This window comes from Novipirellula methanifontis (genome assembly GCF_052161655.1).
In the GTDB taxonomy this organism is placed as follows: Bacteria; Planctomycetota; Planctomycetia; order Pirellulales; family Pirellulaceae; genus Novipirellula.
Map to the genome: position 1 here is coordinate 1 of NZ_CP197418.1, position 12,593 is coordinate 12,593.

The window sequence follows — 12,593 nt, forward strand, 5'->3', positions numbered from 1 at the left end:
TTGTCATCTGTAACGCTGACAACCGAGCCCAACCTCAAACGTCCTCCGGTGGAGAGCGAAGTTTTCGCATTTCCGCTGGAACGTCCGCCGCTAAAGGTACGCCGTCGTGAATCCGCAGTTAGCCCGATCCTACTGCCCTATTTCATTGCGGGCCCCGAGAATCGCTTAGCCGCCTTTGTCGCTCGACAAGAAACATCGGTGTTCGAACTGGGCAACCCCGTTCTGCTGGTCGGTCCAATCGGTTCAGGCAAAACCGCTCTGGCACTTCACATGTCGGTGCGTCACGCGAACAAACTGGGTTACGTTGACGCCAGCGGCGTCCAGCACATGCCAGCGGTTGAGTTTGCACGACGGTTTGCCGAAGCGGTTGCTGCCGATGACTTGCAACATTTGCGACAAGAAATCGATGACGTTCCGGTTTTGATCATCGATGATCTGCACTTGATCACCAGCAAGCCAGCGGCTCAGGAAGAATTGGCCCAGCGGATCGAAGCACGCAGTGAATTACAACAACCCACCGTTCTGACGTGTCGTCGCCTGCCCACCGAGGTGCGTGGATTGCGGCCAGCACTCGTCAGTCGTTCGCTGCCCGGTTTGACGATTGCGATCAGTTGTCCCGTCGGTCGTACACGAACGATGTTGTTGACAGAATTGGCTCTGCAATTGGGACTCGAGCTCGACGCTCCGCTGATCCAAATGTTGGACGACGGGCTCGAAAAATCGCTGCCCGTACGTGCCTTGTCCGCCGCGATCCGCCAAGTCGATCTGTGGTGCCGGATGAACCAGTCGCCGCCATGTTGCGAAGCGATTGCGTCGGCAATAGAGTCCGCAGCACCCGACGAAGAAATCCCGCTTAACAAAATCACCAACACCGTCGCACGCTACTTTCGTTTGAAGGCGAAAGATCTGCGTAGCAGTTCACGCAAACAGCACATCGTTCGCGCTCGTTCGCTGGCGATGTTGTTAGCACGCCGAGTCACTTCCAAAAGTGTGACTCACATCGGCGAACACTTTGGTGGCCGCGACCATTCGACCGTCCTGCACGCAATCCGCAAAACCGAATCGCTACTACACGAAGATGCCGAGTTGCGACTCGCCTCGGAAGAACTCGCCGACAAACTCGGCCGGTAGATCATTTTCAAAATTGATGTGAGATGTAGGGCCGGTTCCCACCGGCCGTCCTTGACGGCTCGTTAGAGTCGGCCGGTAGGAACCGGCCCTACGTACTACGCACTAATGCTTCATCCAAATTTGTCATTAGGGCTTGAGCGTAGTGGACGAGGCAACGAGTCCTTGCAATTAGCCGAGCGTAAGGGACTCGTAGCCTCGTCCACTACCCTAGGATCGAACCTAGACAAAGCATCAGCCGCCCCTGAAACTCAATCGTAGTTCAGCTGGGCGGTCGCGGTAGTGGCGCTCGATGAGACAAAGCGAACCCATGCTGCACTAAATGCACTGGGGAACGAGTACTCAAGCGTTTCCCCAGCGGCTACGTCAAACGACTTGTAACGATGCCAGTGACCATCGCCGGTAATGTCCACTTCCACATGCATCGTGACGGGTTCGTCCGACCCATGTGATAACGACAACGTCTTGCGATCATAGCCCTTCATCAGATACGGATCCGACGGTTGACCCGCCTTCACCGTCGTGTTGAGCCACGGGCCACCATGACCGACCGGTTTACCAAACTTCCAGAGGTCATCGATGCCTCCGAACCACAGCGCGGCTTCCTGTTTTGCATCGGCAAATACATGCCCGTCGTTTTCTGCGTCAGCGCGAACGCCAGTCAACACGAGCAGCCCGTTCCATGTACAGAAATCAGCGATCTGCTTCGCATGACTCGATACAGGACGCATCAAATTGAATGCCGGCGGGGCTCCGTTGATCACCAACGGTACCTCGTAGAACGTACCATGGATATTCGCCAACACTCGCTCCGATTCGACTTCGCGGACGTCTCGCGGCCATCCCGACGCGAACGGCTTGTCATAAGCCGCGTTTCCTTTGGGCAGTCGTAGCCGTTTTCCGACGTGCTTCAAGACTACCGAAGCTTCGTCGACCGTGAATTGCGGATCGACGCTCAATAGTTTCGCAAGTTTCGGATCTGCTGTGTCGGCTTTGAATTCAAAACCTGTCTTGGTGAAATCAAGGAAGCGGTCCTCCGACGCAATCACACGCAGATTGCGATTGCGTTTAGCGGCATAGACCAATGCACTGCGAGCGTCGTCATCATCGACGTTGGCAAGCCCGGCAAATAACGCTTGGTTTTCAGACTCGTTTCCGTCGACAAATTCAGCAGTGGTTTGGTGCAAGTACGCGGTGGCGACGCAATCTCGATTGGTTTTCAGCCGAAACCAAACCGCGTCGAAATCCTCAGGCAACTCGAAGGCAATGTATCCCGCAGCAGGAACTTCGATCGATTCGTAATCGACCCAGTTGCCATCACCACGACGGTCCACTTGCAAGGCAAATACGACGGGGGTGGCATCGCCACCGACGATTCGCTGCTCTGCAGGTCGCGTGACGATCGACGTGCGATCCGTTTTGATGTTCAACTCACCCGAATTGGATGCGAGCACAAAAGCGGTGTGAGGCATCCCAAACGATCCCGGTTGATGCTCAGTTGCGTTTTCGGGAATCGTGATCGTCCCCGGTTCAAAGGATCGGGCGTAAACAACATCTTGAAAGTTTTTGCCCCAAACTAGCGCCATGTCAGTCAATTTCCAGGCGGGGTCCAAGGTTGGATTGCCACGTTGGTCTACAGCTAGAAAGACAGTGACCGGTTGATTCACTTCAAACGAATAACCGTTGGCCGCGTGGTGCCAATCGCCCCGGGGTACGGTGACTCGAGGCAGGACAGCAAGTCGATCGGGCATCGAGCGAATCTCGAGTTGGTCGCTCGCTCGCAATGCCGTTTTTCCTTCGACTGGCTTTGTACGTCCGGTGGCAAGATGCAAGACGCGGCGATCAAAACCCGTCACCAGGAACGGATCCGAGGGTATGTTTGCCGTGACTTCGTCTTCGATCCAAGGACCGCCGTAACCGCTGGCGGGTCCCCAATCTTGCAGGTCCTCGTAGTCGCCAAACCAAAGATTCGTTTGCGGTTGTCCCGCCAAATGGTTGCCTTGGATACTGGTTTCGTCGGACGCCAGTACCAATTTGTCGTTCCAAGCACAGAAGTCGGGGATGTACCGCAAGTGGCTTCCGATGGGTTTGATACCAGCTGAGTTTTGACTGGTAAACGTCTTAGGAAAATCAAAGAACATGCCGTGCATATCCATCATCCAGCGACCGTCGGTGATCTCGCGAATCCGCGGCCACTCGGTGTACCAGCCATGGATGGCGTCGTTACAGAAGGCGGCTTTGGGCAACAAGTAAGTATGCCACGTTCCATCGTCGAGCACTTTCAGTCGCACGCTGCGGCGATCCCAGCCCATCGTCCAAATCGGGTCGTCGCCGTCGCTGCCGCCCGCGATTCCGGCGGGACCGGTAACCTCAGTGTATTGGCGACGCTCGATGATCTTCCAATTTTCGCCGTCGTACTCGGCCAACACCCCACGTTCTTCGCTGTTCTTCGCGGCGCCCCCGACAACAAGATCATCATACGTCCCCGCAGCGTGTTCGCCGTTATTGGAAACAACCAACCGCCCCTGAGAAACATACGCTCCTTTGCTATGCCAACCAGGAACCGGTTTTTTGAACAATCGTTTGACCGCCAAGGTGTGAACATTGGCTTCCCAAATCGCACCTTCCATGTCGATGTAGTAGACCATGTTCGCTGGATCAGTCAGATGCCGTGTGATCGCTGTCACTCGCATCGGCATGTCCGCCGGCGAGATGACTCGCACTTTACCCTCGGCGTCGATCAAGTAGTGAGCGATCAACAACTGATTGGATTCCGCGTGAATCATGCGTCCCGCTGGCGTGCCCCCAACGCTTTCTGGATGCACGGTCAGCGTTTCGAGATCTTCGCCGATTGAGAACAGTTTGTGTTCACTGCCACGCGGTTGATGCGGAGCGTAGTTAACCATCCACAGTTTGCCAGCCCAGGGCACGATCGCTCCGATCCCACACTCATCATGCCCTGATTTGAAATGGCCACCGTTTTGGCTGTAGATGCCATAAGCGGTTAGATGAGGATATACCCCGCTGATGTGAATGTCATTACGAACCTTCTCGTCACTGTCAGATAGGCTCTCAGCCTGTGGCTCTTTTTGAGTTTCGATTTCTGCCTGATTCTCCGAAACCAAAGTCATCTCGCCCGCACCGATGTCACGTCGGTACTCACGCAGCTGATTCGAAAACTCTTCTACGGCTTTCGCGTTGGCCGGATCGTTTGCCACATTCCCTTGTTCGATCGAATCATGATCCAAGTCATACAGTTCGGCAAATGTTTCATCCCCATCGATTTCCGTTTCGATGTACTTCCATCGCTCATTGCGAACCGCCCAAAGTGGTTGGCTGCCCAGTTGGCGTGACGGAGCTTCATACAGGAAGCTAGTTCGCCAATCGGCTGGCTTTTCAGCACGCACGAGCGGCAGCAAACTTCGGCCGTGCAGCGATTCCGGGATCGGCAATCCCGCCAATTCATAGATCGTCGCGGTCAAGTCGATGTTCAAGACTAGCTCGGAAACGACTTGAGTTTTCGTGTTTGGACCGGCGATCGCCATTGGCACTCGCATCGATTCCTCGTACGGCAACACCTTGCTGGTCATACCGTGTTCGCCAAGCATCCAGCCGTTATCGCCCATGAAGATGATCCACGTGTTGTCGCGGATTTCGAGTGATTCGATTTCGTCGAGCACCCGGCCGACGGCGGCGTCCATCTGCTGGACGCTGGCAAAGTATTCTTTGGCGTGTTGGCGAATGTTTGTTGGGTCGTCATAACCATACGCCAACGCTTGAGTTCGATTGCGAGCCGACTTCAGATATTCTGGCTTTCCGGATAGATCATCGTTCCAGGTTTCTGGAAGTGGCATCTCGGACGCTTCATATTGATCCAAGTAGGTTTGTTTCGCTGGCCATTGGTGATGATGATCCATGTGCGGCACCTGCGTGTTCATCCACAGTAAGAACGGCTCTTCGTTCTGGCTCGCTTCGCGGATGAAACGAATGGACTCATCCGCCGTGACATCGTCCACGAACCCAGGCATTACTTTGGTTTCGCCTGCGACGGTGAATTTGCGGTCGTACCAAGTGCCGTTGGACCAGCAGGTCGACGCAAAGTCGAAACCACAATCCTCGGGCCTGTTGCCCAAATGCCATTTGCCGGTCACCGCGGTCTGATAGCCGATTTTTTGCAACGATTGAGCAAAGGTGACCTCCGAATCTTTGATTCGACTTTTTCCGATTTCCGTCACACCATTGGCGCTTCCGTAGCGACCGGTCAGACATGCGGCACGACTGGGCGAGCAGATCGCCAAGGTGACGAAGGCATTTTTGAAATGAGTTCCCGACGCGGTGATGCGGTCAAGATCGGGGGTTCGAACCCATCCGGCGTCGGATTCGCCCGTCGCGTCCCAACGATGATCATCCGTCAGTATGAAGACAATATTCGGTTTGGGTGTCTCCGCTCGGGCGATCGTCGCCGTGACGGCGAACAAGATGCTGGCGAAAACGACAAAGCGGGAATGATTCAGACGTCTCATTAAAGAACCGTTTCGTTATCGAAATCGAGGTGGGTTTTGCAGGAGGGATCGCTACGACAAAAGAGCCTTCAAGCGAGGAATGAGACATCGTAACTCAATAAAAACGAAATTTGTTAAAATCATGTCTCAATGAGCCGCAATCGGCTCTCTTTAGCTAGCCAGCACTCTCGTAGGGTTGATGATCGACGGATGACGGACGACGACAAAGCGAATACTCGGCCGGAGATCGAGGACCCTCTATCGGATCGCCTGGACACGGCAGACGCCGCTAAAAATGCTGCTTTGCAACGGGGACAACTTGCTCGCCAACGCGAATACACCCAACGTGTCGAACAACACCGTCGAGTGATCCTACTGTATTTACGAAGTTTGCTGCCCACACAAAACGACGTCGACGAAGTCTTCCAAGAAACCTGCCTGGTGACATGGCGTGAATTTGACCGCTTCCAGACTGGAACCAATTTCGCTGCCTGGGCGTGCACGGTGGCCTACAACCAAGTGCGTGCCTGGAGAAAACGACAAAGCCGTGAACGACTTCGTTTTAGTGACGATCTGACACAACTCATCTCGTCCGAGTTGATCCAAAACGGTGAACACTATGAACATTACGTCAGTGCGTTGGACAAGTGTATAGAAATGCTGCCTGAGCATCACCGCTGTCTCATCGAAGATCGTTACCGCAACGAAATCCCCTTGGCAGTGGTTGCCAAACAAGCAAATCGATCAGACACCACCGTACGCCGCATGATCAACCGAGTCCGCGAAACACTGCGTGACTGTGTTTCTCTGCGAGTACTTCGCGATAACGAACAATAAAGCAATCGAAAAACCGATAAAACAATATGACGACATCCGACGAAACCTCTCCGCAACGTTGGGATCGCTACTGCGAACTGCGCGACTTAGTGCTCGACGATCTGGCCGAGGAAGCTCAACTTGCCGAGTTGGAAGAATGGCTGATCAATGATCCGTCGCTAAAACGTGACTTTGTAGAATCCTTGCAAACTCGATCCGCAATCGCGTATCCCAAAGACGAATTGACCGAATTATCCATGCCGTCTCTGGCTGCGACCACGCCGACGCAATGGCCGAGCGTGCCGAAATGGGCCTACGTCGGGCTCGCCGCCGGATTTCTGTTTTTCATGACGACCGCATGGCTGTATCTTGATCGCGGTGGCGAGGAGGGTATTGGGCTGATCGTAAAAACGGAAAATTGCCAATGGCAGGGATCCACTATCCCCACCGTGCCGGGCGCATCGCTGCATCCCGGTCGGCTGGTGTTGGCTCGCGGGATCGCGGAACTGCGAGTCGGGTTGGTCGACGTGACGATGGAAGGACCCGCGGATCTGGAATTGATCAGCACCGATCGATGCTTTGTGCACTCTGGCCGCATCTTTGCCGAAGTCCACCCTGGCGGCGAAGGTTTCGAGGTGCAAACGCCGACCTCACTATTGATCGATCGAGGCACAGTGTTTGGAGTGAACGTCACCGCTGATGGCAATTCCGATTTGACCGTGGTCAAAGGACGCGTCGACGCAAAACATCTCTCGTCGGGCACCACCGTATCGGTGACGACTCGTGATGCGAAACGATTCACCCGCGTCGGGATTGAAACGTTTAAGAGCGAAATGGAGGATGATGGTGTGAACGCCCCGTTACTCTCCTCAGCCGATGCCGAACAAACAACCGTGCAAATCTCAACCGCCATCGGAAAGGGCCGCGACGGCTATGTGATGGCAGGTGAACAATCCGACGACAAACTGTCTCGAACCGCTCTACTGGTGAAAGAACCCCCTAATTTCTCGTGGGGCATTCCTTTCCGTCGACGCGGCTACATGCATTTTGACCTTTCGTTTGTTTCGCAGAGAACCGTCCACTCGGCCAAACTGCAACTGCAAGGCGTTCCAACCGACATCGGCTTTCTTTCACTGATGCCCGATGCCACGTTTGCCGTCTATGGACTGACTGACGAGTCGCTCGAAGACTGGGACGAGACAACGTTATCGTGGAAGTCGTCGCCAGGTGTGCTTGCCGACGATGTAACACTCGACCCGACAAAAACAAAACTGCTGGGAAAATTTGTCGTGCCACAGTCCGATCCCACGCGAATGTTCAGCATTGATACGTCCGAACTTGGCGAGTTTTTGAATCAAGATACCAACGGCGGTGCCACGCTGATCCTCGTTTCGGAAACCGCCGGTATCAAAGCTTGTTACGTGCACGGATTCGCCAGTCGTCGACACCCTGACGCATCCCCGCCGACGTTGAGATTGAGTCTCGAGGACGGTAAGACCGAAACACCGCAATGAGTCGGTTCGAATCGGATTCGCCGAGCGGTCGCGTCAGGCCAGAATCGCGTTGATTACTTCGCCATGCACATCGGTTAACCGATAATCACGGCCCTGGAAACGATACGTTAACCGTTCGTGGTTCACGCCCAATTGATTCAGGATCGTGGCGTGTAAATCATGAACCGAAACGGGATCACGAACCACGTTGTAGGAATAGTCATCCGTTTCACCATGGGTGATTCCTGGTTTGATTCCACCGCCGGCCATCCAAATTGTAAAGCAGCGTGGATGATGGTCGCGGCCATAGTTGGTTTCGGTCAATTGTCCTTGCGAATAAATCGTGCGACCGAATTCACCCCCCCAAACCACAAGCGTATCGTCGAGCATCCCGCGTTGCTTCAAATCTTTGACCAAAGCGGCCGATGCTTGATCGACGTCATGACATTGACCCGGCAACTGTTTCGGCAGATTGCCGTGTTGGTCCCAACCCATGTGGAACAATTGAACGAAGCGAACATCGCGTTCGGCAAGCCGGCGGGCGAGTAGCGCGTTGGCGGCAAACGTACCGGGTTTTCGTACGTCCGGCCCATACATCTCGAGCACATGTTCGGGCTCGTCTGAGATGTCGGTCAACTCGGGCACACTCGCTTGCATTCGATAGGCGAGTTCGTATTGCGAAATACGACTTTGTATCTCGGCGTCACCCACCTGCTGCATATGACGCTCATTTAGTTGGGCAAGTTCGTCGAGCATATCGCGACGCATGGATCGCGGCATTCCCGGTGGATCTTGTAAGAACAATACTGGGTCGGCTGCCGAACGCAGTTTCACTCCGGCGTACGAGGTCGGCATAAACCCGGCACCCCACAAACGATCGTAGAGCGGTTGGCACGACGGTCGCCCGGTTCCTCGAGACGTCATCGCAATGAACGAAGGCAGATCGCGATTGCCGCTTCCCAATCCATAACTCATCCATGACCCGATGCTCGGTCGACCTGCGATTTGAAATCCCGTTTGAAAGAACGTGATCGCCGGATCGTGATTGATTTGCTCGGTATGCATCGATTTGATGAAACAAAGATCATCGGCCACGGATGCTATGTGAGGCATCAATTCACTGACCGTGGCCCCGCTCTGACCATGCCGCTGAAACTTGTAGATCGAATTGGCGACGGGAAATTTGGCCTGCCCGCTGCTCATTCCTGTTAATCGTTGGCCTCGGCGAATCGAATCAGGCAGATCCTCGCCTCGCACATTGTCCATCATCGGTTTGTGATCAAACAGGTCCATTTGTGATGGACCACCCGATTGAAACAGATAGATCACTCGTTTCGCACGCGGAGCAAAATGCGGCAACGAAGCGAGACCCCCATCGGCCGCCGCACTTGGAAACGCGGACGCCGGTGCCGCCAAACCATCCTCGGCCAGCAACGAACCGAGCGCAGCCGCACCGATCCCGCGAGCCGTCTGAGAGAAGAAATGCCGGCGAGTCTGCTGCGACAAAAATTGATCAAGCGGGTTCATTGGATCATTCATGATGGATCGTTTCGTCGAGGTTGAAAAGGTTCATCACACACGTCGAAAGTGCGGCCAGGTGTGCGGAATCCAGCGACGCATCCACCTTGCTGGCCCCGACGTCGAGCAGCAATTTTGCCTTTTGCGGATGTTCGCCGAAGTAGCTCAACCGCTGCTGAAATCCATTGCTCAGCGTTTGCTGTTCAAAGTCTGTTGGCGTTCGTGACAAAATGATTTCAAATGCACTGCGAATCTGGGTTTGCCGATCGGTTGATTCCCGCATGCACTTTTCGGCCAGCACGCGAGAGGCTTCGACAAAGGTGGGATCATTCATCAAAGCGAGGGCTTGCAGCGGCGTGTTCGTTTTAGGACGACTCAGCACGCACGCTTCGCGGCTTGGCGCATCAAACGTGGCCATCGTTGGTGGAGGAACTGAACGTTTCCAAAACGTATACAGACTGCGGCGATACAGGCTCTCACCGGTATCTTGAACGTAAAAATCGGTCGAGCGGCCTTTGCTCTGGAACGAGATCTCCGACCACAACCCTTCCGGTTGGTACGGTTTCACCGACGCACCGCCGATCGTTTCTACAAGCAAACCAGAGGCGAAAAGTGCTTGATCTCGAATGATTTCCGCTGGCAAACGAAATCGCGTCATCCGAGCCAGCAGCCGATTCGCCGGATCACGTTCCATCATTTCAGGAGTGACGTGCGAGGATTGTTGGTACGTCGCACTCATCACGATCATTTTGATCATCGCCTTCGTGTCCCAACCAATGTGCGGGTATTCGGTCGCCAACCAATCGAGCAGTTCGGGATGCGATGGATAACCGCCTTGCAAGCCAAAATCTTCCATCGTTTCAACCAACCCGTTACCAAACAACATCGCCCAGTAACGATTGACCGCGACACGCCCCGTCAATGGATGCATTCCGCTGACAAGCCATTTCGCCAACCCAAGTCGATTCGCGGGTGCATCGGAGGGCAACGGACCGAGCATGGCGGCAGGAACGTCCGCGGTCACGACTTCACCGGGTTGGTCATACACGCCTCGCTCGAGCACATGGGTAGGTCGTGATTCTGCCATCTCTTGCATCACCATCACGTTGGTGGTGAATTGCTTTTCAAATTGACTCAGGGCTAAAGTGGCTTGATCAATTTCTTTGCGTAGAGACGCTGTCGCGGGCGCGATCATCAAATAGTGCTTAGCAAGCAAATCCTGCTGAGCCTTAGTCCGTTTCTCTGCTGCCACGCGAATTGCTTTTTTCACGTTCTTTGGCAATCCCACATCCCCCGACAAACTAGGCATCGCGGCGTCGGTGGTCGAAATTCGGAAACGGCCTATCGCTCGATCCGGGTACGGCGATTCGTGCGCAAGCCGGACCATCAATTCATCACCCTCGTGAATTACAAGCGGCGATTCCAAGACGAACATCGCGACGCGATCTTCTTTCTTTACATGTCCATCAACACCCCATCCGCTGGTATTCACATCGTCAATGGCATGGGCGACCGGATACCCGTTTTGCTCATAGTCCGCTTCCGCACGTGATAGTTTTAGTCGCGTCGTTTTCTTTCGTCCCTTGCGACTTACTTCGACGCGGACATCAGTCAGGATGAAGTTGCCATTTTCAAGCGTCAGCCCACCGCCAAACGATTCATGCGTCAACGCTTCGAGTCGCACCGCCGTGATCATGCCCGGATCGGGGGAAATAACCGCGTTGTAAATTGGTTGGCTCACTTTGTCGGCGACAATCAACGCCGAATGATCGTCCAGAATCTCGAACTCGATGGTATCGCTCGCCTGGATTCGCAACGGTTTTTGCGGCAACCATCCCGAAGCATCTTTTTTCAGGTTGAGTTGCTGTTGACCAATCCACTCCTGCAGCTCTGGCTCCAGTTGCGTTTCCGATAAAGAAAGTTCTTTTTGGAGCGCAGCGGCCAAGGATTTTCGCAATTCGTACCCGTCCTGTTTCCCTCGCACCGCAACTCGCATCGAGGGTGCCGCGTATCCTTTGCGGCCATCCTTTCCCTGTTCCGGAACGCCGTTAAAGAAGGCATAGAGTTTAAAGAAATCTTTTTGCGAGAATGGATCAAACTTGTGGTCGTGGCATCGAGCGCAACCAAAGGTCATCCCCAACCATGTTCCCGACGTGGTTTCCACACGATCGACGAGATACTCGACCAAATACTCTTCGGGAACGATTCCCGCTTCGTCGTTGATCCGGTGATTTCGATTGAAACCGGTCGCGATCAGTTGGTCCACACTTGGGTCGGGCAACAAGTCGCCGGCAAGCTGTTGGATCGTAAATTGATCGAACGGCAAATTTTGGTTGTAGGCATCGATCACCCAAGTCCGCCAAGGCCACTGAGTGCGTTCCCAATCGGCTTGGTATCCCATCGTGTCGGCGTAGCGAGCGGCATCGAGCCAAGGAACGGCCATCCGCTCGCCGTAACGCGGCGAGTCGAGCAACCGGTCCACCACGGTTTCAAAAGCGTCGGCCGAATCGTCGGCTAGAAAGTCCGCGACTTCATCGCGTGTCGGTGGCACTCCAGTCAGATCCAACGTAACACGTCGGATCAATGTTGTTTTAGTGCCGCGAGGCGACGGACGAAGACCTTCCTTTTCCAGCCGAGAAAGCACAAACGCATCGATCGGATTTCGACACCAATTCGCATCCGATGGCGTCGGCGGTGTCGGCCGCGTTGGAGGATGAAACGACCAATGCCCCTCGTACTTGGCTCCCTCGCGAATCCATCGCTGGATCATCTCAATCTCGGTCGCATTTAAACTCTTGCCCGAATCAGGCGGAGGCATCTGCATCTCGGCATCATCGCTGGTGATCCGAGCGAACAATTCGCTCTGGTCCGGGTGCCCGGGAACAATCGCACTGGCGTAGGCCGCAGACTGCACATCCAACCGCAGGTCGGCTTCGCGATGATTCGAATCGGGGCCGTGACAGTAGTAGCACTTGTCCGACAGCAGTGGGCTGATATCGCGTTGAAAATTGATTGGCTCTACTGCGGAACTTATCGACGCCAAGACAACGACCACGGCGATCGTTAGCGAGCCCGTTTTTAGTAGATGCATACAAAACCAATTATTTTGGCTATCGCTCTAAGTAAAGAGCGGTCG

At 54.4% G+C, this 12,593-nt stretch carries 6 protein-coding genes; 3 read left to right on the forward strand and 3 right to left on the reverse strand.

Annotation, left to right across the window (positions count from 1 at the left end):
• On the forward strand, positions 1-1,131 hold the full coding sequence (locus SH528x_RS00005) for a helix-turn-helix domain-containing protein (protein ID WP_442508477.1): 1,131 nt from the start codon (positions 1-3) through the stop codon (positions 1,129-1,131).
• Positions 1,132-1,379: 248 nt separating this feature from the next.
• Here SH528x_RS00005 and SH528x_RS00010 read toward each other — a convergent pair whose 3' ends face one another.
• On the reverse strand, positions 1,380-5,651 hold the full coding sequence (locus tag SH528x_RS00010) for a sulfatase-like hydrolase/transferase (RefSeq protein WP_442508478.1): 4,272 nt from the start codon (positions 5,649-5,651) through the stop codon (positions 1,380-1,382).
• A gap of 189 nt (positions 5,652-5,840) precedes the next feature.
• Here SH528x_RS00010 and SH528x_RS00015 point away from each other — a divergent pair, with 189 nt between their 5' ends.
• Together SH528x_RS00015 and SH528x_RS00020 are read left to right on the forward strand one after the other, a co-directional pair.
• Complete coding sequence (locus tag SH528x_RS00015) at positions 5,841-6,467, forward strand: sigma-70 family RNA polymerase sigma factor (RefSeq protein WP_442508479.1); 627 nt, start codon at positions 5,841-5,843, stop codon at positions 6,465-6,467.
• A gap of 26 nt (positions 6,468-6,493) precedes the next feature.
• Positions 6,494-7,960, forward strand: a complete 1,467-nt coding sequence (locus SH528x_RS00020; protein WP_442508480.1) for a DNRLRE domain-containing protein — start codon at positions 6,494-6,496, stop codon at positions 7,958-7,960.
• A gap of 33 nt (positions 7,961-7,993) precedes the next feature.
• On the opposite strand, the gene SH528x_RS00025 is transcribed toward SH528x_RS00020, so the two are convergent.
• Together SH528x_RS00025 and SH528x_RS00030 are read right to left on the reverse strand one after the other, a co-directional pair.
• Positions 7,994-9,478: a DUF1501 domain-containing protein gene (locus SH528x_RS00025; RefSeq protein WP_442508481.1), complete on the reverse strand. Its 1,485-nt coding sequence runs from the start codon at positions 9,476-9,478 to the stop codon at positions 7,994-7,996.
• On the reverse strand, positions 9,471-12,548 hold the full coding sequence (locus tag SH528x_RS00030; RefSeq protein ID WP_442508482.1) for a PSD1 and planctomycete cytochrome C domain-containing protein: 3,078 nt from the start codon (positions 12,546-12,548) through the stop codon (positions 9,471-9,473). The genes SH528x_RS00025 and SH528x_RS00030 overlap by 8 nt, the downstream gene beginning before the upstream one ends.
• Positions 12,549-12,593 lie beyond the last annotated feature (45 nt).